The sequence below is a fragment of the Streptomyces sp. NPDC047061 genome (genome assembly GCF_040643955.1).
Taxonomy (GTDB): domain Bacteria; phylum Actinomycetota; class Actinomycetes; order Streptomycetales; family Streptomycetaceae; genus Streptomyces.
On sequence record NZ_JBEYVI010000010.1, the window covers coordinates 214,245 to 235,210 of the forward strand.

At 71.9% G+C, this 20,966-nt stretch carries 19 protein-coding genes; 6 read left to right on the forward strand and 13 right to left on the reverse strand.

Annotated elements, in window-relative coordinates; genetic code table 11:
* Positions 1-3: 3 nt before the first annotated feature.
* Together ABZ887_RS17795 and ureA are read right to left on the reverse strand one after the other, a co-directional pair.
* Positions 4-1,716, reverse strand: coding sequence for an urease subunit alpha (locus ABZ887_RS17795; protein WP_361289790.1), 1,713 nt, complete (start codon positions 1,714-1,716; stop codon positions 4-6).
* A complete protein-coding gene (gene ureA / locus ABZ887_RS17800) occupies positions 1,713-2,411 on the reverse strand; it encodes an urease subunit gamma (RefSeq protein WP_361289793.1) in 699 nt (232 codons plus the stop codon). The genes ABZ887_RS17795 and ureA overlap by 4 nt, the downstream gene beginning before the upstream one ends.
* Before the next feature lie 153 nt (positions 2,412-2,564).
* Between ureA and ABZ887_RS17805 the strand changes: the two genes are divergently transcribed.
* A complete protein-coding gene (locus ABZ887_RS17805) occupies positions 2,565-4,013 on the forward strand; it encodes a cytosine permease (protein WP_361289796.1) in 1,449 nt (482 codons plus the stop codon).
* Positions 4,014-4,023: 10 nt separating this feature from the next.
* Here the strand turns inward: ABZ887_RS17805 and ABZ887_RS17810 are convergent, their stop codons facing one another.
* The 5 genes from ABZ887_RS17810 to ABZ887_RS17830 form a co-directional block, all read right to left on the reverse strand.
* Positions 4,024-4,296, reverse strand: a complete 273-nt coding sequence (locus tag ABZ887_RS17810) for a hypothetical protein (RefSeq protein ID WP_361289799.1) — start codon at positions 4,294-4,296, stop codon at positions 4,024-4,026.
* 46 nt (positions 4,297-4,342) lie between these two features.
* Positions 4,343-5,644: a lysine 2,3-aminomutase gene (locus tag ABZ887_RS17815; RefSeq protein WP_361289802.1), complete on the reverse strand. Its 1,302-nt coding sequence runs from the start codon at positions 5,642-5,644 to the stop codon at positions 4,343-4,345.
* Positions 5,645-5,699: 55 nt separating this feature from the next.
* Positions 5,700-6,773, reverse strand: a complete 1,074-nt coding sequence (locus tag ABZ887_RS17820) for a hypothetical protein (protein ID WP_361289805.1) — start codon at positions 6,771-6,773, stop codon at positions 5,700-5,702.
* A gap of 124 nt (positions 6,774-6,897) precedes the next feature.
* Positions 6,898-8,004, reverse strand: a complete 1,107-nt coding sequence (locus tag ABZ887_RS17825; RefSeq protein WP_361289808.1) for a branched-chain amino acid aminotransferase — start codon at positions 8,002-8,004, stop codon at positions 6,898-6,900.
* A gap of 344 nt (positions 8,005-8,348) precedes the next feature.
* Complete coding sequence (locus ABZ887_RS17830; protein WP_361289811.1) at positions 8,349-9,392, reverse strand: 3-isopropylmalate dehydrogenase; 1,044 nt, start codon at positions 9,390-9,392, stop codon at positions 8,349-8,351.
* Positions 9,393-9,524: 132 nt separating this feature from the next.
* Here ABZ887_RS17830 and ABZ887_RS17835 point away from each other — a divergent pair, with 132 nt between their 5' ends.
* Positions 9,525-11,072: a metallophosphoesterase family protein gene (locus tag ABZ887_RS17835; protein WP_361289814.1), complete on the forward strand. Its 1,548-nt coding sequence runs from the start codon at positions 9,525-9,527 to the stop codon at positions 11,070-11,072.
* Between the two features lie 125 nt (positions 11,073-11,197).
* On the opposite strand, the gene ABZ887_RS17840 is transcribed toward ABZ887_RS17835, so the two are convergent.
* The 3 genes from ABZ887_RS17840 to ABZ887_RS17850 form a co-directional block, all read right to left on the reverse strand.
* Complete coding sequence (locus ABZ887_RS17840) at positions 11,198-11,329, reverse strand: hypothetical protein (RefSeq protein ID WP_294004210.1); 132 nt, start codon at positions 11,327-11,329, stop codon at positions 11,198-11,200.
* Between the two features lie 274 nt (positions 11,330-11,603).
* Positions 11,604-12,143, reverse strand: a complete 540-nt coding sequence (locus ABZ887_RS17845; RefSeq protein WP_361289818.1) for a GNAT family N-acetyltransferase — start codon at positions 12,141-12,143, stop codon at positions 11,604-11,606.
* Between the two features lie 45 nt (positions 12,144-12,188).
* Entirely contained in the window at positions 12,189-12,884 is a 696-nt protein-coding gene (locus ABZ887_RS17850) for an SDR family NAD(P)-dependent oxidoreductase (protein WP_361289820.1), read from the reverse strand.
* Positions 12,885-12,981: 97 nt separating this feature from the next.
* Here ABZ887_RS17850 and ABZ887_RS17855 point away from each other — a divergent pair, with 97 nt between their 5' ends.
* Positions 12,982-13,833, forward strand: coding sequence for a helix-turn-helix transcriptional regulator (locus tag ABZ887_RS17855; RefSeq protein ID WP_361289823.1), 852 nt, complete (start codon positions 12,982-12,984; stop codon positions 13,831-13,833).
* Positions 13,834-13,904: 71 nt separating this feature from the next.
* Here the strand turns inward: ABZ887_RS17855 and pruA are convergent, their stop codons facing one another.
* Together pruA and ABZ887_RS17865 are read right to left on the reverse strand one after the other, a co-directional pair.
* Positions 13,905-15,536 carry an L-glutamate gamma-semialdehyde dehydrogenase gene (gene pruA / locus ABZ887_RS17860; protein WP_361289826.1) on the reverse strand — a complete coding sequence of 544 codons (1,632 nt, stop codon included), beginning with the start codon at positions 15,534-15,536 and terminating at the stop codon, positions 13,905-13,907.
* 63 nt (positions 15,537-15,599) lie between these two features.
* Positions 15,600-16,526, reverse strand: coding sequence for a proline dehydrogenase family protein (locus ABZ887_RS17865; protein WP_361289829.1), 927 nt, complete (start codon positions 16,524-16,526; stop codon positions 15,600-15,602).
* 142 nt (positions 16,527-16,668) lie between these two features.
* Here ABZ887_RS17865 and ABZ887_RS17870 point away from each other — a divergent pair, with 142 nt between their 5' ends.
* On the forward strand, positions 16,669-17,967 hold the full coding sequence (locus tag ABZ887_RS17870) for a helix-turn-helix domain-containing protein (protein WP_361289832.1): 1,299 nt from the start codon (positions 16,669-16,671) through the stop codon (positions 17,965-17,967).
* A gap of 91 nt (positions 17,968-18,058) precedes the next feature.
* Positions 18,059-18,643 (forward strand): hypothetical protein, encoded by a 585-nt coding sequence (locus ABZ887_RS17875; RefSeq protein ID WP_361289835.1) that lies wholly within the window; start codon positions 18,059-18,061, stop codon positions 18,641-18,643.
* 48 nt (positions 18,644-18,691) lie between these two features.
* On the opposite strand, the gene ABZ887_RS17880 is transcribed toward ABZ887_RS17875, so the two are convergent.
* Positions 18,692-19,267 (reverse strand): TetR/AcrR family transcriptional regulator, encoded by a 576-nt coding sequence (locus tag ABZ887_RS17880; RefSeq protein WP_361289838.1) that lies wholly within the window; start codon positions 19,265-19,267, stop codon positions 18,692-18,694.
* A 97-nt stretch (positions 19,268-19,364) separates the two neighbouring features.
* On the opposite strand from ABZ887_RS17880, the gene ABZ887_RS17885 reads away from it, so the two are divergent.
* Positions 19,365-20,885: an MFS transporter gene (locus tag ABZ887_RS17885; RefSeq protein WP_361289841.1), complete on the forward strand. Its 1,521-nt coding sequence runs from the start codon at positions 19,365-19,367 to the stop codon at positions 20,883-20,885.
* Positions 20,886-20,966: the final 81 nt, after the last annotated feature.

The following is a 20,966-nucleotide window of genomic DNA, read 5'->3' on the forward strand; positions in this document are numbered from 1 at the left end:
CATTTACAGGAAGTAGAGGCGGTTGAGGGAGACGGAGTCGGCGGGCTCCGAGCTGAGCGGCTCGCCGTCGAGGGTGACCAGGCCGGTGCGCCGGTCCACGTCGACCGCTCCGGTCCGGGTGTTGAGCCGCAGGTCGGCGGGGCCGATGCCGCGGGTGCCGCGGACGGCGACCCGGCGGCGCCGGGTGGGCATGGTGTCGTGGCCCTGGTCGAGGGCGGCCTGGGCCACGAACGCGACGGAGATGTCGGCGGGGGTGGCGCCGTACGCCCCGAACTGCGGCCCCAGGACGAGGGGTTCGCAGGTGTCGGTGGCCGCGTTCGGATCGCCGGTCACGCCGTACGCGGGGAAACCGGACTTGAGGACGAGCTGCGGCTTGGCGCCGAAGTACTCCGGGTTCCACAGCACGATGTCGGCCAGCTTGCCGACCTCGATCGAGCCGACCTCGTGGGCGAGGCCGTGGGCGATGGCGGGGTTGATGGTCAGCTTGGCCAGGTAGCGCAGGACGCGCTCGTTGTCGTGGCCGTCGTCCGGGGCGCCGAGCTCGGCCTTCATCTTGCCGGCCATGGCGAAGGTGCGGCGGACGGTCTCCCCCGCCCGGCCCATGCCCTGCGCGTCGGACGAGGTGATGCCGATCGCGCCCAGGTCGTGCAGCACGTCCTCGGCGCCCATGGTCCCGGCGCGGATGCGGTCGCGGGCCATGGCGGCGTCGCCGGGCAGGTCGGTCTTGAGGTCGTGGACGGAGACGATCATCCCGTAGTGCTCGGCGACCGCGTCCCGGCCGAAGGGCAGGGTGGGGTTGGTGGAGGAGCCGATGACGTTGGGGACACCGGCCATCTTCAGGACGTTGGGCACGTGTCCGCCGCCGCAGCCCTCGATGTGGAAGGCGTGGATGGTGCGGCCTTCTAGGACGCGGAGGGTGTCCTCCACCGACAGGCACTCGTTCAGCCCGTCGCTGTGCAGGGCGACCTGGACGTCGTGCTCCTCGGCGACCCGCAGGGCCGTGTCCAGCGCCCGGGTGTGGGCGCCCATGTCCTCGTGCACCTTGAAGCCGGAGGCACCCCCCTCGGCCAGCGCCTCAACCAGCGGAGCCGCGTGCGAGGACGAACCCCGGCCGAGGAAGCCGATGTTGACCGGCCAGGCGTCGAAGGCGTTGAAGGCGTGCTTCAGCGCCCAGGGCGAGTTGACGCCGACGCCCCACACCGGCCCGAACTCCTGCCCGATGATCGTCGTGACACCGGAGGCCAGCGAGGCCTCCATGATGCGCGGCGACAGCAGGTGGACGTGCGTGTCGACGGCCCCGGCGGTGGCGATGAGCCCCTCGCCGGACACGATGGACGTACCGGTGCCGACCACGACGTCCACCCCGTCGAGGGTGTCGGGGTTCCCGGCCCGCCCGATCGCGCAGATCCGCCCCTCGCGGATCCCGATGGACACCTTCCGGATCCCGAGCACGGCGTCGATGACGACGACGTTGCTGATCACGACGTCACAGGTGTCACGGACGGCGGCGGCCTTGAGGTGCAGCCCGTCCCGGGCCGTCTTGCCGAAGCCGGCCAGGAACTCGTCGCCGTGGCGCTGGGAGTCGTCCTCGACGCGGATCACGAGCCCCGAGTCGCCGAGCCGGACGCGGTCGCCGGCGCGGGGGCCGTGGGTGGCCGCGTACTCGTGCGGGGTGAGGCGGCGGTCCTCGGCGGGGTGGCCTCCGGGGCGGCTCATCGCTCGGTCTCCTGCTCTCGAATGCCCAGGTATCCGCAGGCGGCGGCGCGGCGCAGCGCCTCCTCGCGGGCGCCGGGCGCGTCCAGCGGCCCGTCCACGAGCCCGGCGAAGCCGATGGCGACCCGGGCGCCGCCGATCGGGACGAGACCGACCTCGTGCGACTCCCCCGGCCCGAACCGCACGGACGACCCGGCGGGCACGGCGAGCCGCAGGCCGTAGGCCGCGGCGCGGTCGAAGTCGAGGCGCGGGTTGGCCTCGAAGAAGTGGAAGTGCGAGGTGACGGAGACGGGCACGGTCGCGGTGTTGGTGACGGTCAGCCGTACGACCGCCTCCGGGTCGGCGTGCTCGGGCCCCGGCAGCAGCGCGCCGGGCGCGTCCTCGCCCAGTCCGCCGCCGCCGATCGGGTCGGTGACGACGGCGAGCCGCGATCCGTCGTCGAAGACGGCCTCGACATGCACCTCGGTGACGACGTCGGCGACGCCGGGCAGTACGTCGGCCGGGCCGAGGACGGCGCGGGCCGCCTCGATCGCCTCGGCGAGCCGCCGGCCGTCCCGGGCGGCCTCGCAGACGGTGTCCGCGATCAGCGCGGTGGCCTCCGGCACGTTGAGCCTGAGGCCCCGGGCGCGGCGGGCACGGGCCAGCTCGGCGGCTCCGAAGAGCAGCAGCCGGTCACGTTCCGTGGGGGTCAGTCGCACGCCCGGCACCTCCTTCGCTTCCTCTTGCCTGACTCGACTTAGAACAACACTCTAAATGCCGGATTACGAGAAGGGAACCATTGACATCGCCTGGATGGTCACTCACATTGAACGTCGTTCTAACCCCTAGGCGGCCGTCGGAGGAGACCAGCCATGCCGATAGAACAGCGCGGAGTCGACACCATCCCGGACGGGGAACGCAGCAGCGGGCCGAAGGACCTGGTCTCGATCCTGCTCGGCTCCAACCTCTGCCTCGGCGTGATCATCTTCGGCTGGCTGCCGCCGTCCTTCGGGCTCGGCTGGTGGGCGTCGGTGACCGCGATCGTGGCGGGCACGCTGGTCGGCACGGTGTTCACGGCCCCGCTGGCCCTGGTCTCGCTGCGCACCGCGACCAACCTGTCCACCTCCTCCGGCGCCCAGTTCGGGGTGCGCGGGCGGCTGGTCGGCTCGGTGGTGGGCCTGCTGCTCGCCCTCGGCTACACCGCGCTGACCGTGTGGATCGGCGGCGACGTGATGGTGAGCGTGCTGGGACGGCTGTTCGGGATGCCGGCGGACGGGGTGGCGTACGCCGCGGTCTACACGGTGCTCGCGGCGGCGACGGTGGCGGGCGCGGTGTACGGCTACCGGGTGCTGCTCGCCATGTCCAAGGTCCTCGCCATCGGCATGACGGCCCTGCTGGTCCTCGGGATCTTCGCCTACGCCCCGCACTTCACCACCTCCGCGCTGCCGGAGGCGGGCGGCTACCTGCTGGGCGGCTTCTGGCCGACGTGGTGTCTGGCGGCGGTGGCCGCCGGGCTGTCCGGGCCGGTCGCCTTCATCACCCTCCTCGGCGACTACACCCGCTACATCTCCCCGGCCCGCCACACCTCCCGCCGGGTCCTGCACGGAACCTGGCTGGGCCTGGTCCTGGGCCTCCTGGTCCCGCAGCTGTTCGGCACGTTCACCGCGTACGCCGCGCGGGCGGCGACGGACTACGCCGGCCCGCTGGTGTCGGCCTCCCCCGCCTGGTACCTGGTCCCGCTCCTGCTCTCCGCCTCCGCGGGCTCGGTCGGCAACGCGGGCCTGATGCTCTACTCGATGGGCCTGGACCTGGACGCGATCCTGCCCCGCGCGTCCCGCGCCCGCGCCACCTGCACGGTCGCGGTCGTCGCCACCGCCTGCGTCTTCGCCGGCCACTACGCCTGGAACGCGCAGTCGGCGATGACGTCCTTCGTCCTCCTGCTCACCGCCATCGGCACCCCGTGGGCGGTCATCACCCTGATCGGCTTCGTCCGCTGCCGGGGCGTGTACGACGCGGACGCCCTGCAGGTCTTCAACCGCCGCTCACGGGGCGGGATCTACTGGTACCGGGCCGGCTGGAACATCCGGGCCACGGCGTCCTGGGCCCTGGGCGCGGGCGTCGGCCTGCTGGCGGTGTCGCTCCCGTCGTACGAGGGCCCGCTGCTCACGCTGACGGGCGGGGTGGACTGCAGCTTCCTGCTGTCAGGGCTGGTGGGCGGAGCGGTCTACCTGCTGCTCACATCGAAACCGGCAAACCCGGCCCGACCGGTCCCCGAGAACGAAGACCGTTCGGCCCCGCATCCCAGCCCGTCCGGCGTCTGAGGACGAGGCCCTACCGAGGCTCCTCCGGCTCGGCAGGGTCTTCGTCGCCACTCGCGGGGGTTCTGCTCAGGTGCGCCAGCACCTCGGCCGGTTCCGAGGCTCGCAGCGCCCGTCGTTCATAGACGCCGCGCATGAGTGTGTTCCACGCGTTGACGAGACGCTGGGCGCTGCTGACCACGACGAAGCAGCCCGTGACGACGCTGACGATCGGCCACGGCGTGTGGGCGAGTGCCGTGAGCGATATGGCGAGGGTGCCACCCGCCGTGGCGACGGGGGCGTTCACAGCGCGCTCCGGTCACCGGGGGCATCGCACTTCTCCCCGAAACGGGTCAGCCCGCCTCCAGCCCCGGCAGGAACCGGGTCGCCCCGAACGCCGGTTTGAGGTCGGTGAACCAGGTCGCGCCCTCGTCGTACGCGGCGAAGAAGGGGCGGCCGACCAGGTCCGGGTCGCGGGCCTGGATGAGATGGAGGGCGAAGACCTTCTCGCCGGCCACCTCGGTGACGCCGTCCACACAGACCTTGCCGGGCATCGCCGACATGACCGGGCCGCGGACCGTGCGGGCGAGGCCGGAGACCCGCGCGTAGGCGTCGCGGAAGATGGCGTGGCCGCGGGCGAGCGGGACGCCGAAGTAGCCCTGGGGGCCGGTGTCCCGCTCCACGAACTGGTAGTACGGCACCGCGCCGAGCGTGGTCGTCTCCTCCCACAGCTCGGCCCAGGCGTCCGCGCTGTCGTTGATCCCGGCCACCAGCGGGCCCTGGCAGCGGATCACGGCCCCGGTGTCACGGACGCGCCGCATCGCCTCCCGGACGACGGGCGGGCGCAGCTCCTGCGGGTGGGTGAAGTGGGCCATCAGGGCGAGGTGCCGGCCGCTCGCCACCACCTCCTCGAAGAGGCGCAGCAGGTCGTCGGCGTCGCGGTCGGTGGTGAAGCGGTACGGCCAGAAGGCGAGGGACTTGGTGCCGACGCGGATCGAGCGGACGGTGTCGATCCGCAGCAGCGGCTCGACGTAGCGGCGCAGCACCTGTGTGCTCATCACCAGGGGGTCGCCGCCCGTGACCAGGATGCTGGCGACCTCGGGGTGGGCGCGCAGATAGGAGCCGGTGGCCGCGATGTCGTCGGTGGCGATGCGCAGGTCGGCCTCGCCGACGAACTGCGGCCAGCGGAAGCAGTAGGTGCAGTAGGCGTGGCAGGTCTGGCCCTGGCGCGGGAAGAGCAGCAGCGTCTCCGGGTACTTGTGCTGCAGGCCGGTCAGCCGCTGTCCCTCGTGCACGGGGACGTTGGCGTCGAGCTGGCCGGAGGGGTGCGGGTTGAGCCGCATCCGGATCTCGTGCGCGGCGCGCTGGATCTCGGCGCGCGGGGCGTCCGCGGCCAGCAGTTCGGCCATCCGGCGGACGTCGGGCGCGGGCAGCATCCCGGACTGCGGGAAGGTCAGCCGGAAGACCGGGTCCTCGGGCACGGCGGACCAGTCGATCAGCTCGTCGACGACATACGCGTTGGTACGGAACGGCAGTACCGAGGAGACCGCCCGCAGCGCCAGCCGCTGATCGTCCGTCAGGGGGACACGCCGGAGCAGACCGTCCAGGTCACGGGGCGTGAAGGCGCGAAAGCGGGGGTGGTGCGCTGAGCTCATGTGTGGCGGGGCCCTCTATTCCGTGACCAGGACCGTCATTCCTTGACCCGGACCGTCATTCCGTGACCAGGACCGTGGACGGCCGCAACTCCACGAAGGCGGCCGCCCGCGCATCGTACTTCTCCCCGAAGTGCTGGATGAGCCGTCGGTGCAGCTCGCTCTCGTCGTCCACGACGATGACGTCGTGCGCGCCGGACCCGCTCAGTGCCTCGCTGTAGGCGCTGAGTTGGTCGAGCCGGTGGCGGGCCAGGTAGGTGACGAGGTCGGGGGCGGCGACGTACAGGCGGTCGTCGAGGAAGACGAAGTGGCAGACGAACTCCCGTCGCCCGTCCGTGGCGTCGACGAGGGTGACGGGAATGCGGGTGAACCGTTCCATCGGCTTGCCCTGCTGCCAGAGTTCGTCGAAGCGCTGTTCGACGAAGGTGCCCAGCGGGGAGCGGACCGCGACCTCCAGCTGGACGCCCTCGCCGGAGAGCCGGCCGACGGTCAGGAAGGAGACCAGGCAGCGCTCGTCCCAGCGGTAGAGGGTGACACCGGGGGAGGTGGAGCACAGCCGTACCTCCAGCAGCGGCCGGGAGGTGGTGTCGAGGCGGCGGGCGAACGCGTCCAGGGTGCGCAGGTTGCGCATGATGTCGCGGCGGATGTCCGCGCTCTGCTCGCCCAGTTCGCGGCCGCGCAGGATGACCGCGAGGGAGTCGGGGTCCAGGAGCAGGATCTGCACCCGGGCGCCGCTCGCGGTGGCGGATCTGACGCCCCGGAACAGGCGCTCGGAGAACTGGGGTCCGAACAGGTTGGAGAAGGTGTCCAGGACCTTCACGTTGGAGGTCGAGCCGTGCACCTGCCCGGCGAACCACTCGTAGTCCAGCCGGGTGTGTTCGCGGACCCGGCCCTCCTGGGCCCGGGATATCAGGGGGCCGATGACGAACACGGTGACGACCACGCCGACGATGTCGGTGCCGAGGTTGAGGGCGAGGTTCTGCCCGTAGTTGCCCATGGACGAGGCCCGCCACAGCAGCATGGCCGCGACGGCGGTGAGCAGGGCGAGCACGGTGAGGCTCTGCGGGCGGCGCGGGGTGCGTAACGTGCGCATCAGCCAGCGCAGCCGTGGCATCGGCGATCGTCCGCTCACGCGTGCTCCCTCCCCCGTGGACTCAGGAGATACCCGCACGGGGGAGGCACTACGCGTCGAACGACCGGTCGAAGATCGCCCGTTGGTGCGGCCGGAGGGGCCACCGGTGGTGCGGTCGGCCGGCTCAGCCGAGCCGGTGCATCCAGCCGTGCTTGTCCTCCACCGTGCCGCGCTGGATGTCGAGGAGCGCCTCGCGGAGCCTGAGGGTGACCTCGCCGGGCTCGCCGCCCGACTGCTGCCACTCGGCGTTCGTGCGCTTGACGGTGCCGACCGGGGTGATCACGGCGGCGGTGCCGCAGGCGAAGACCTCGGTGAGGGTGCCGTTCTCCGAGTCGCGCTGCCACTGCTCGATGGAGACCCGGGCCTCCTCGGACTCGTAACCGAGGTCGCGGGCGACGGTGAGGAGGGAGTCGCGGGTGACGCCTTCGAGGATCGAACCGGTGAGGGTCGGGGTGATGATCACCGGCTTTTCATTGGACGCAGCGCCGTACACGAAGTACAGGTTCATGCCGCCGAGCTCCTCGACCCACTTGTGCTCGACCGCGTCGAGGTAGCAGACCTGGTCGCAGCCCTGGGCCGCAGCCTCGGCCTGGGCGAGCAGGGAGGCCGCGTAGTTGCCGCCGGTCTTGGCGTCGCCCATGCCGCCGGGGACGGCGCGGACGCGGTCCTCGGAGGCCCAGATGGAGACCGGCCGGACCCCGCCGGGGAAGTAGGCGCCGGCCGGGGAGGCGATGACCAGGAAGAGGTACTCGTTGGCCGGCTTGACGCCCAGGCCGACCTCGGTGGCGATCATGAAGGGGCGCAGGTAGAGGGATTCCTCGCCGCCGTGCGCCGGCACCCAGTCCTTGTCCTGCTGGACGAGCAGGTCACAGGCCTCGATGAAGGTCTCCACCGGCAGCTCGGGCATGGCGAGCCGGCGGGCGGAGCGCTGGAAGCGCTTGGCGTTCTGGTCGGGGCGGAAGGTGGCCACCGAGCCGTCGGGGCCGCGGTAGGCCTTCAGGCCCTCGAAGATCTCCTGGGCGTAGTGCAGGACGTTGGTGGCCGGGTCGAGGGGGATCGGCGCGTACGGAACGAGCTGGCCGTCGTGCCAGCCGCGGCCCTCGGTCCACTTGATGGTGACCATGTGGTCGGTGAAGTGGCGGCCGAATCCGGGGTTGGCCAGGATCGCCTGCCGCTCCGCGGCGGGCAGCGGGTGTGCGGACGGCTTGAGCTCGATCGTGGGCGTCGTCATCGGTAGGGTCCTTCGCTTCCAGGCTTGGGCCGGGGCGGCTGCGGTCTTTCGGCCGGGGGTCCGGGGGTTGTCCCCCGGGAGATGCAGCACCGGTTGTAGTGATGGGGCCGCGCTCACACCCGTACGGCCGGTGTCCGGTAGCAGGGCGAGTGCCCTGTCGTAGGACGTCCGAGCATTCCCTCATGGCGCGGCTCCGCGTTCGATTATCGCGCGGGGGCCGGGGTGGAAGGAATCGGGGTGAATGCGGACCGGGGTAGATGGTGGCACCCGGCGGCAGGCATGGGGAAGCCGCCGAGCGCTTGTGCGACCCGGCGGCTTCGAAGTACTTCGAGAAGCTCGGCGGGTCAGCCGGCTACTCGTACGGCGAGCGCGTCGCCGATCTCCGAGGTGGAGCGGGCGGGCTTGCCCTGGCGCTCGGTGAGGTCGGCGGTGACGGCCTCGTCGATCCGGGCGGCCTCGGCCTCGTAGCCGAGGTGGCGGAGCAGCAGGGCGACGGACAGGACCGTGGCGGTGGGGTCCGCCTTGCCCTGGCCGGCGATGTCGGGCGCGGAACCGTGCACCGGCTCGAACATCGACGGGAACTCGCCGCTCGGGTTGATGTTGCCGCTGGCCGCGACGCCGATGCCGCCGGAGACGGCCGCGGCGAGGTCGGTGATGATGTCGCCGAAGAGGTTGTCGGTGACGATGACGTCGAAGCGGCCGGGGTCGGTGACGAGGTAGATCGTCGCCGCGTCGACGTGGATGTAGTCCGTCGCGACCTCGGGGAAGTCCGCGGCGACCTTGTTGAAGATGTTCGTCCACAGGTGCCCGGCGAAGGTCAGCACGTTGTTCTTGTGGACCAGCGTGAGCTTCTTGCGCGGGCGGGCCTGGGCACGGGCGAAGGCGTCCCGGACGACGCGCTCGACACCGAAGGCCGTGTTGACGGAGACCTCGGTGGCGACCTCGTGCTCGGTGCCCTTGCGGATGGTGCCGCCGTTGCCGGTGTACGGGCCCTCGGTGCCCTCGCGGACCACGACGAAGTCGATCTGCGGCTCGCCGGCGAGCGGGGTGGCGACACCCGGGAGCAGCTTCGACGGACGCAGGTTGACGTGGTGGTCGAAGGCGAAGCGGAGCTTCAGCAGGAAGCCGCGCTCCAGGACGCCGGAGGGGACGCTCGGGTCGCCGATGGCGCCCAGCAGGATGACGTCGTGCTGCTTCAGCGCGTCGAGGTCGGCGTCGGTGAGGGTCTCACCGGTGGCGTGGTAACGCTGGGCGCCGAAGTCGTACTCCTTGGTCTCCAGCTTCACATCCTGCGGGAGGACGGCGGAGAGGACCTTGAGGCCTTCGGCCACGACTTCCTGCCCGATGCCGTCACCGGGGATCACTGCGAGATTGATGCTGCGAGACATGCGGGCACCCTACTCCTCGTCCCATGGGATGACACACATCGTCCGGCATACGGACACGGCGGGTCGTTCCGTCGACCTGCGTTCACCCGTATGTGTGGCTGGTGTTGGCCTGCGCTGGGCAGCGTCCTCCTCATGGACATCCCCGACTTCGGCATCCCGCCGCGGCTGGCCGCCCGGATGAGCATGGCCGAGCAGTACGAGTACCTGCGCACCCGGCTGGTGAGCCGCCGCACCCTGGTGACGGCGGGCGCGGTGGCGGGCGGCGGGCTGGTCGCCGGCTGTGCGGCGAAGTCGGCGAGTCCGGCGCCGGCCACCTCGGCGGTGCGGGGCGCGGCGGTCGTGCCGTTCGGCCGCCATCTCGCCTTCGGCTCCGACCCGCGGACCCGGATGCGGATCTCCTGGCAGGTGCCGTCCGCGGTGCGCAAGCCGTTCGTGCGGATCGGGACGCGCCCGGACGAGCTGGGCACGCGTGTCGCCGCGGAGATCCGGCATCTGCACACGCCCGGGGTGCAGGGGGTGCGCCCGGTGGTCGAGCAGTACTACGTGCACGCGGCCCTGGACGGCCTCACGCCCGGCACCACGTACTACTACGGCGTCGGCCACGACGGCTGGGACCCGGCCGCGCCGAGCCACCGCTCCGCCATCACCCCGTTCCACACCGCGCCCGCGAGCCCGGAGCGGTTCGTCTTCACCGCCTTCGGCGACCAGGGCGTCAGCCAGGCCGGCAAGGCCAGTGACAACGCGCTGCTGAAGCAGAGCCCCGCCTTCCACCTGCACGCCGGCGACATCTGCTACGCGGACGGCAACGGCGCCGGGAAGACCTCGGACGGCTACGACGCCCGGGAGTGGGACCGGTTCCTGAAGCAGAACGACCCGGTGGCGCGGTCCGTCCCGTGGATGGTGACGACCGGCAACCACGACATGGAGGCCTGGTACTCCCCCGACGGCTACGGCGGCCAGTACGCCCGCTTCGCCCTCCCGGACAACGGCTTCGACCCGCACGGCTCGCCGGGCGTGTACGCGTTCACCTACGGCAACGTCGGCTTCGTGGCGCTCGACGCGAACGACGTGTCGTACGAGATCCCCGCCAACCTCGGCTACAGCGGCGGCCGGCAGACGAAGTGGCTGGAGAAGAAGCTGAAGGAGCTGCGGGCGGCGAAGGAGGTCGACTTCGTCGTCGTCTTCTTCCACCACTGCGCGTACTCGACGTCCTCGCACGCCTCCGACGGCGGGATCCGGGCGGCCTGGCTGCCGCTGTTCGCCAAGTACCAGGTGGACCTGGTGATCAACGGCCACAACCACGTCTACGAGCGCACGGACGCGGTGCGGAACGGCGGGGTCGGCCGCGCGGTCCCGGTCGGCGGCTCGACCGACCCGACGCGGGACGGGATCGTGTACGTCACGGCGGGCGGCGGCGGGCGGAACCTCTACGGGTTCCCGTCCGGGGTCAAGGACAGCTACGAGGGGCACGTCCCCCGGCACGGCGCGGTGGACAGCTTCCACTGGGCCAAGGGGCAGCACAACGTGGCGGAGACGGTGGAGTGGTCGCGGGTGCGGTACACCGGCTTCTCCTTCCTCAAGGTGGAGGCGGAAGCGGGCACGGCCCCGAGGCTGAAGGTGTCGGCGCTGGCGCAGAGCGGTGCGCGGATCGACCACTTCGAGGTACGGCGCGGGCAGTGACGCGGGGAGTGCTCCGCAGGGTACGGCGCGGCTGTCCCGGCCGCGCCGCACCCCGTGCGGGTGCGGCTCCCGTCTGGCGGGTGTGACACGTGTTACCGACGTGGTGAGGCGTGCTCAGCGGCCGCTCAGTGGCCGGTCTCGCCGCCGTTGTCGCGGCGGTCGAGGGCGCGCTGGAGGGCGGCGGCGGCGTTCTTGCGGTCGGAATCGCTCGTGCGGGACACGTGGCGGACTCGGCGGCGGACGGTCGTCTCGGCCATGGAAATCGACTCCTTCGACATACATGGAGTACGGCAGGGGGGATACGAGACGCCGGAAGGGGCGGGGAGCGGTGCCGCAGGGGTTGCCTGCACGGGGCCCGGCTCACGACCGCCATTCGCTTGATCGAGCGAGACGTTCGGCTCCTACAAAAGTAAGGGAGCGGCCCGCTTCTGTCTGCACAATTACTCGGACTTCCTACTATCTGAGACGGCGAAGCCGGTCACACGACAGTGACCTGGGGTTTTGAGGTCTGAAACGGATGGGGCGAACGGGTTACAGGACGTCCCCGTCCCGCCAGTCGAAGACCAGCTCGTGGGCGGGGTCGAGGACGTCCCCGGCGAGGCCGGGCCACACGTACACGTCCCCCTCCTCGTCAGCCAGCCGCACGATCCCCTCCTCCGGGGACACCGCGCAGACCCGTCCGTCCCAGCGCCCCCACCCCCGGGCGGTGTAGAGCCGGGCCCCGTCCTCGCTGGCGGACAGCGCGCCGAGGTCGTAGGCCCGGCCGACGATCCCCTCCAGCGCCGCCATCACCTGACCGCCCAGACCCCGGCGGCGGGCGTCGGGCCGTACGCCCACCGCCTCGACGTAGCCGACGCGCAGCCAGCGGCCCCGGTGCCGGGCGCGGCGCATGACGACCGAGCCGTGGGCGGCGAGCCCCGCCTCGTCGTGCACGAGGGCGTGCAGGCCGCCCAGGCCGTGCTCCCAGTCGCTGTCGGCGAAGTCCCCGCCGAACGCCTCGTGCAGGAGGGCCCGGGCGGCGCGCAGGTCGGCGGGGTCGAGGTCGGCGGTGTGGGCGACGGTGAGAGACATGGCCCCAGTGTCGTACGGGGCCACCGCACCGCGGGGCCGTACGGCCTACCAGGCGACGGGGCCGTCGCGGTCGACGAAGCGGCCGGTCCCGGCGCCGGACGGCTCGGTGGCGAGGCGGACGATCGCGTCGGTGCCCTCGGTCACGGTCTGCGGGCCGCTGTGGGCGTTGAGGTCGGTCGCCGTGTAGCCGGGGTCGACGGCGTTGACGCGGATGTCCTTGAAGGCCTTGGCGTACTGGGTGGTGAGCATGACGAGGGCCGCCTTCGAGGAGTTGTAGAGCGGCGCCACGACCGTGGACTCGACGCGGGCCGGGTCGTGGGTGACGGCGACCGACCCCAGTCCGCTGCTGACGTTGACGACGACGGGGTCCGCCGACCGGCGCAGCAGGGGCAGGAACGCGGTGGTCGTGCGGATCACGCCGAAGAGGTTGACGTCGAAGACGGCGAGGGCGTCGGCGGCGCTGAGCTCGCCCGGGTCGCCGTGCGGGCCTGCCACACCGGCATTGTTGATCAGTACGTCGATCCGGCCCTCGTGGGCGGCGACGTCGGCGGCCGCGGCGGCGACCGAGGCGTCGTCGGTCACGTCGATCCGCACGAACCGCGCGCCGAGCGTGTCGGCGGCCGCCGCGCCCCGCTCCGGGTCGCGGGCACCGACGAGCACGGTGTGGCCGAGTGCGGCGAGGCGGCGGGCGGTCTCGCGGCCGAGGCCCTTGTTGGCCCCGGTGATGAAGGTGATGGTCATGCGTCGATCGTCTGCCCGGCGTGGGGCCGCAGCCAGGGACGCCTCGACCGTAGGAACGGCGGTACCAGGATCACCGGGTTGGGGCAGGATGGGGGCCATGGCCAGGAAAGAGGAAGCCGGTCTGGGCCCGACGATCCGGGCCTGGCGGGAGCGGCTGTCACCGGCCGCCGTGGGCGTGCCCGAGACCGGCCGGGCCCGCCGCGCGACGGGGCTGCGCCGCGAGGAACTCGCCGAGCTGGCCGGGGTGTCGGTGGACTACGTCGTACGGCTGGAGCAGGGCCGCGCCACGGCGCCGTCCGGGCAGGTGGTCGCCGCCCTGTCCCGTGCCCTGCGGCTCACCGCCGACGAGCGCGAGCACCTCTACCGCTTGGCGGGCCTGGTCCCGCCCGACGGCGGTCCGATCCCCGACGACCTCCCGCCGGGCGTGTGCCGCGTGCTCGGCCGGCTCGGGGACGTCGCGGTCGCCGTCTTCACCGCGCACTGGCAGCTGCTGTGCTGGAACGCCCGCTGGGCCGCGCTCCTCGGTGATCCGTCGGCCACCCCGCCGGAGCTGCGCAACTTCGCCCGGGAGCGGTTCCCGGTGGGCGCCGCGGACGCCCGTGTCACCTGGTGGCCGGTGCACGTCGACGACGTCGACGGCTCGGACCTCGCGCTCGTCTCCGACCTGCGCCGCGCGACCGGCCGCTTTCCGCGGGACGCCCGGCTGGCGGAGCTGATCAGGGAACTGTCCGAGGGCAACGAGCGGTTCGCCCGGATGTGGGCGAGCGGCACGGTGGCGGGCCACCGCGAGGACCGCAAGACGGTCGAGCATCCGAGGGTGGGGCCGGTGCCGGTGGACTGCGACGTCCTGACGGACGGCGACTCGGAGCTGAAGATCGTGATCCTGTCGGCGGCGCCGGACACCGAGGCGGAGGGCAGGTTCCGGGACGCGGTGACACCGGCGGGCTGAGTCTCATGGGAACGGGCCGGGAAGCCTGCTCGTGGGTCAGGCTTCCCGGCCCGTGCTCGGGGGGCTGAAGGTCAGCCCATGTGCGGGTACGCGTAGTCGGTCGGCGCGACCAGCGTCTCCTTGATCGCGCGGGTCAGCGTCCAGCGCAGCAGGTTCTGCGGGGCGCCGGCCTTGTCGTTGGTGCCGGAGGAGCGGCCGCCGCCGAAGGGCTGCTGGCCGACGACGGCGCCGGTCGACTTGTCGTTGATGTAGAAGTTGCCGGCCGCGTAGCGCAGCTTCTCCATCGTGTACGCGGCCGCCGCGCGGTCGTTGGAGATGACCGAGCCGGTGAGCGCGTAGTCGGACACCGACTCCATCTGGGTCAGCATCTCGTCGTACTCGTCGTCCTCGTAGACGTGCACGGCGAGGAACGGGCCGAAGTACTCGGTACGGAAGACCTCGTTCTCCGGGTCGCTGCACACGACGACGGTCGGGCGGACGAACCAGCCGACCGAGTCGTCGTAGGAGCCGCCCGCGACGATCTCGCAGGACGGGTCGGTCTTCGCGCGGTCGATCGCGGCCTTGTTCTTGGCGAACGCGCGGTCGTCGATCACGGCGCCGACGAAGTTCGACAGGTCGGTGACGTCACCCATGGTCAGGTAGTCGACCTCGGCGGCGAACTCCTCGCGGAAGCCGTCGTTCCAGATGGACGCGGGGAGGTAGGCGCGGGAGGTCGCCGAGCACTTCTGGCCCTGGTACTCGAAGGCACCGCGGGTGAGTGCCGTCTTGAGGACGGCCCGGTCGGCGCTCGGGTGGGCGACGAGGAAGTCCTTGCCGCCGGTCTCGCCGACCAGACGCGGGTAGGAGCGGTACTTCTCGATGTTGTTGCCGACCGTCTTCCACAGGTACTGGAAGGTCTTGGTGGAGCCTGTGAAGTGGATGCCGGCCAGGTCGCGGTGTTCGAGGGCGACCTTGGAGACCTCGATGCCGTCGCCGGTGACGAGGTTGATGACGCCCTTGGGGAGACCCGCCTCCTCCAGCAGCCGCATGAGCAGCACGGCGGCGTGGGTCTGGGTCGGCGACGGCTTCCAGACCACGACGTTGCCCATCAGCGCGGGCGCGGTCGGCAGGTTGCCGGCGATCGCGCTGAAGTTGAACGGCGTGATCGCGTAGACGAAGCCCTCCAGCGGGCGGTGGTCGAGGCGGTTCCAGACGCCCGGGGAGTTGGCCGGGGGCTGCTCGGCCAGGATCTGGCGGGCGTAGTGGACGTTGAACCGCCAGAAGTCGACCAGCTCGCAGGGGCTGTCGATCTCGGCCTGCTGGGCGGTCTTGGACTGGCCGAGCATGGTGGAGGCGGCGATGGTCTCGCGCCAGGGGCCGGCGAGCAGTTCGGCGGCGCGCAGGATGATCGCGGCGCGGTCGTCGAAGGACATCGCGCGCCAGGCGGGCGCGGCGGCGAGGGCCGCGTCGATGGCGTCCTGCGCGTCCTGCTGGGTGGCGTGCCGGCCGGTGCCGATGACGGCCTTGTGGTGGTGCGGCTGCACGACCTGGAAGGGCTCGCCGCCGCCGAGCCGCTTCTCGCCGCCGATGGTCATCGACAGCTCGATCGGGTTCTCGGCCAGCTCCTTGAGCTTCGCCTCCAGGCGGGTGCGCTCGGGCGAGCCGGGGGCATAGCCGTGCACCGGCTCGTTGACGGGGGTGGGGACCTGGGTCACAGCGTCCATGGGATCCGTAACTCCTTGTACGTGAGCGGGTGTTGCAGGGAGACGGGCGGGTGGGACGGCGCTTCAGCCCTTGCTGAGCATGGAGCGGACGAAGAAGCGCAGGTTCGCCGGCTTCTCCGCGAGCCTGCGCATGAAGTAGCCGTACCAGTCGGTGCCGTAGGCGGTGTAGACGCGCATGCGGTGGCCCTCGGCGGCGAGGCGCAGGTGTTCGTCGCTGCGAATGCCGTACAGCATCTGGAACTCGTAGTCGTCGGGCTTGCGGCCGGCGAGCCGGGCGAGTTCCTGGGCGATGGAGATGAGGCGCGGGTCGTGGGAGCCGACCATCGGGTACCCCTCGCCCTCCATCAGGGTCCGCAGGATCCGCACGTACGCCTTGTCGATCTCGTGCTTCTGCTGGTAGGCGACCTCGGCGGGCTCCTTGTAGGCGCCCTTGACCAGGCGGACCCGGCTGCCGGCCGCGGCGAGGCGGCGGGCGTCGGCCTCGGTGCGGAAGAGGTAGGCCTGGATGACGCAGCCGGTCTGCGGGAAGTCCCGGCGCAGCTCCTCGTGGATGGCGAACATCGAGTCGAGGGTGGTGTGGTCCTCGGCGTCGAGGGTGACGGTCGTACCGATGGCGGCGGCGGCCTCGACGACCGGGCGGACGTTCGCGAGGGCCAGCTCATGCCCCCCGTCCAGCGCCTGTCCGAACATGGACAGCTTCACCGACATCTCGACCCGCTCGCCCAGGCCGAGGCCCTTCAGCCGCTCGACGAGCGCGAGGTAGGCGTCCCGGGCGGCGCCGGCCTGCTCGGGGGTGGTGATGTCCTCGCCGACGACGTCCATCGTCAGCTCCAGGCCGCGGCCGGTGAGCTCCTCGATGATCGGGACGATGTCCGCGACCGACTCGCCGGGGATGAAGCGGTCGACGACCTGCTTCGTCACCGGGGCCGCCGAGATCAGACGTCGCATCCGGTCGCTGCGCGACGCGGCGAGAATCACGGGACCCAGCACGGGGCACCTCCACAACACATGCCGGACAGGCCGCGATCCGACGATTCGGATACGGCACGGGGAACCACCGTGATAGTCAAGGATCCCTCCGATCGTGGGCCATCGACAGCTGTCACGCATCCGCGCAGCGGATCTCAGACAGATGTATGAAGGCATCCGTGAATTGCGGGAGAATGCCCGGGTGACATCCGAATTCAAGGGCGACTACCAGGAGCTGGTCGACGAGATCTCGGAGCTGCTTGGCGTCCCGGCGACCCTGGAGAACCGCGACTTCGAGCTGATCGCCTTCGGGGCCTACGACAGCGAGGGCGACCTCGATCCGTCGGCGCTGGACCCGGTCCGCACCCGCTCGATCCTGACCCGGCGCTCCACGACGGCGGTCCGCACCTGGTTCGAGGGCTTCGGCATCACCCGCGCGACCGGACCGGTCCGGATCCCGCCGACCCCGGAGGCCGGGGTGTACCGGGGGCGGATCTGTCTGCCGGTACGCCATCGGGGTGTCGTCCTCGGCTATGTGTGGCTGCTCGACTCCGATCCGGGTCCGACGGACCCCCAGCTGGCCGCCGCCATGGGGGTGGCGGGGCGGATCGGGGCACTGCTCGCGGACGAGGCGCAGGCGGGGGCGGGCCTCGGCCGGGAGCTGCGGGCGGTGCTGGTCGCGGAGAGCGGCTGGCAGCAGGACATGGCGGTGGCCGAACTCCGTACGGCCCTGGGCGCCCGCGCGGACGCCCCGCACACCCTGGTCTGTGTCGCCCCCTGGCCGTCCGCCGACCCGGACGACGCGCCGTCCCCGCGCACGGTCCCGCACGCCACCGCGCTGTGCGCCCTGCCCTGGGGGGCCGCCGGTCACAGCCTGGCCGTCCTGGTCCGGCTGCGCAGCACGGACACCGCCACCCCCGCCCTGACGGCCGCCGCCCGGCTGCTCAAGGAGGCGGAGGAGGCCCGGTCGGCGGCGGCGCGCGGCGCCGGGGCACGGACGGCGGCGGCCGTGGCCGCGGGATCGGCGGGGCCGGTCCCCGGCACGCAGGCCTGCGCCGCGGGCGTGGGCGGGGCCCGGACCGGGCTGGCGGAGCTGGGCGCGGTCTGGCAGGAGGCGTCGGCGGCCGCCCGGGCCGCACTGGCGGAGCCGCGGTTCGGGCCGGTCGCCCGGTGGGCGGAGATCGGCCCGTACCGCCTGCTGACCGCGCTGCCGCCGGAGGCGACGCACGACCCGGCCGTGGCCCCCCTCCTCGCCCCCGCCCACCACGAACTGGCCCGCACCGCGGAGGTCTACCTGGACCACGCGGGCCAGGCGGGCCGCACGGCCACCGCGCTCGGCATCCACCGGCAGACCCTGTACTACCGCCTGTCCCGCGTCGAGCAGCTCACCGGCCTCGACCTGGACGACGGCGAGGACCGCCTGCTGCTGCACATGGCGCTGAAGGGGGCCCGGCTCGCCTGAGGTGCGCCTTCCGGGCCGTGTGCGGATGCCGGTCGGCGTATGCTCCGCGTGTTCACATCAAGAATCATCACGAATGTCGGCGGGGGCGGACATGGGCGATTCGGGTCCGGACATACGGCAGGGCGAGGCGGCCGCTTCGCCGTCGGCGGAGGAGAACGGTGCGGGCGAACGGCCCCGGCCGGGCCGCCGGTCGGCCGCACTGGGGATCGCGGGGCTCGCCCTGACGGGGTTCGCCGCCGGAGCCGTCTGGCTCTTCCGGGACGACCTGCCCCAGCCGCTCGGCGACCGACGGGCCTGTGCCGGAAGCGAGCAGCGGCTGCCGGACCGGATCCTCGTGCACGGCACGCCGATCCCGTCCGACGCCTCCGACGTCCACTACTTCACCCGGAACGGCAGGGCCGTCCTGTCCTTCCGGAGCGGCCTGCTCCCGGACTACCTGCGCGGCGCGGGCATCGTGGCGGCGGACGCGGACCTGTTCGACGAGAGCCGCGGCAGCGTCGGCGTGGCCGGCGAGCCGTACAAGCTCCCGGACGGCCTGTGCGGGCCCGGCCTGCAGAGCCCCGTCTGGTACTACGACTCCGTCGACGGCGTCCGGGTCACCGTCGAGCGCTCACCGCTGTACGACGACGTGCTCCGGTTCCCGGCCCGCGCCGTGGTGACGTACCCGCTCGGCTGACCCGGCGCACCGGAACCACCCGGTCGCCGGCACCCGCGCCGCGCCGCGTCAACTCCGGTTCACGGCCTCGACGATCTGGCGCAGCCCCTCGGCGAGCGCGTCGCCGTCGGGCGCGGTCTTCGGGTCGAAGGTCCACTGCGAGATGAGGCCGGACATCAGGGTCATGCAGAAGCGGCCGAGGGTGTCGGCGGTCTCGTCGGAGACCTCCTCCTCCGGCACGCCCATCAGCAGTGAGGTCAGCCCCCGGCCGCCCTCGCGCTGGGCGCGCGCCAACTGGTCGCGCACCTCCGGCATCTGATCGCCCATCGTCACGATCTCCACGCCGAGCCGCCACATCGAGCCGGGCCCGCGCATGCTGTCGACGATGTTCGACCACACCTCGCGGAACCGTTCGAGGGAACCGGGCGCACCGGTCAGCCCCTGGTCGCCGCCCTCGAAGGACATCTCCTCCACCAGTGCGATGTAGGCCTGCGCGAGCAGCGCGTCCTTGGAGCCGTAGTGGTAGCCGATCGAGGCGAGGTTGGTGCCCGACTCCCTGACGATGTCGCGCGCCGTCGTCCGCGCGAACCCCTTCTCCAGCAGGCAGCGCTTGGCGCCTTCCAGCAGATCCTCACGGTGTCCCATGCCGACCACCCTACCCGGAATCCATACAGCCGTCCCAGACGCATGACTTATACAAGCGTTCTAGACAAGCGTTTAATACGCCCGTACATTCCTCGGTATGACGAACCCGACGAGCACGACCGCAACCACTCCACCGGACACCGACTCCCTGGCCGGGCGGCGCGAATGGACCGCGCTCGGCGTGCTGATGCTCCCGCTGCTCCTGGTCTCCATGGACGTCTCGGTCCTCTACTTCGCCCTCCCGGCGATCGGCGCGGACCTGGCACCGAGCGGCACCCAGCAGCTGTGGATCCTCGACATCTACGGCTTCGTCCTGGCCGGCCTGCTGATGACGATGGGCGCCCTTGGCGACCGCATCGGCCGCCGGCGTCTGCTCCTGTTCGGCGCCGCGGCCTTCGGCGGCGCCTCGCTGCTCGCCGCCTACGCGGACAGCGCCGGAACCCTGATCGCCGCCCGCGCGGTCCTCGGCATCGGTGGCGCGACCCTGATGCCGTCGACGATGGCGCTGCTGCGCACGATGTTCACCGACCCCGGCCAGCGCGCGAAGGCGATCGGCCTGTGGTCCGGGGTGATGACCGGCGGGATCGCACTCGGCTCGGTGATGAGCGGAATCCTCGTCGAGCACTTCTGGTGGGGCTCGGTCTTCCTGGTCAACCTCCCGGCGATGGCCCTGCTCCTGCTGCTCGGCCCGTTCCTGCTCCCCGAGTCCCGGAACCCCTCCCCCGGCCGCTTCGACTGGCTGAGCGTCCCGCTCTCGATGGCCGCCGTGCTCCCGGTGGTCTACGGCGTCAAGGAGATCCCCTCCGAGGGCTGGCACCCGCTCTACGTCGTCTCGGTCACCGTCGGCCTGCTCTTCGCCGCCCTCTTCGTCCGCCGGCAGCGCACCACCGGCTCCCCGCTGATCCCGCCGGCCCTGCTGAAGGGCCACGGCTTCACCCCGGCGCTGGTCCTGAACCTCGTCGCCTCGCTCGCTATGATGGGCTCGGCGATCTTCACCACGCAGTACCTGCAGTCGGTCCTCGGGATGAGCCCGCTCGCGGCGGCGCTGTGGAGTCTGCTGCCCTCGGTGTTCATCGGGGCCGCGGGGCCGCTCACGGCACAGCTGGTGCAGCGGGGCGTCGACCGGGGGTACGTCGTCGCGGGCGGCTTCGCGGCCATGGCGGCCGGGTTCGTACTGCTCGCCCTGATCGGCACCGACTCGCTGTGGCTGGTGCTGACCGGGGCCGGTGTCCTCGCCTGCGGGATGGTCGCGATCGTCTCCCAGCTGACCGACCTCGCGCTGACCGGCGCGCCGGTGGAGCGGGCCGGGACGGCGTCCTCGCTCCTCGAGACGGCCGCGGAGTTCGGCGGTGCGCTCGGCATGGCCGTGCTGGGCTCGATCGGTACGGCGGTCTACCGCCACGAGATGCCGGCCTCGGCTCCGGCCGGGGCCCGCGAGACCCTGGGCGGCGCCCTGGCCACGGCGAGCCGGCTGCCGGGGCCCGCGGGAGAGGCCCTGACCCGGACCGCACGGGAGGCGTTCACCAGCGGGATGCAGGGGGCGGCGATCGCGGGGGCGGTGCTGCTGGTACTGGCGGCGGTGGGGGCGGGGGTGACGCTGCGGAGGCTCGGTGAGTAGCAGGACATGTGAACGGCGGGGGGGGGGGGGTAGCGGCACCCCCCCCCCCCAAGCCAAAAAAAAAGAAAAAAAACAGTAAAA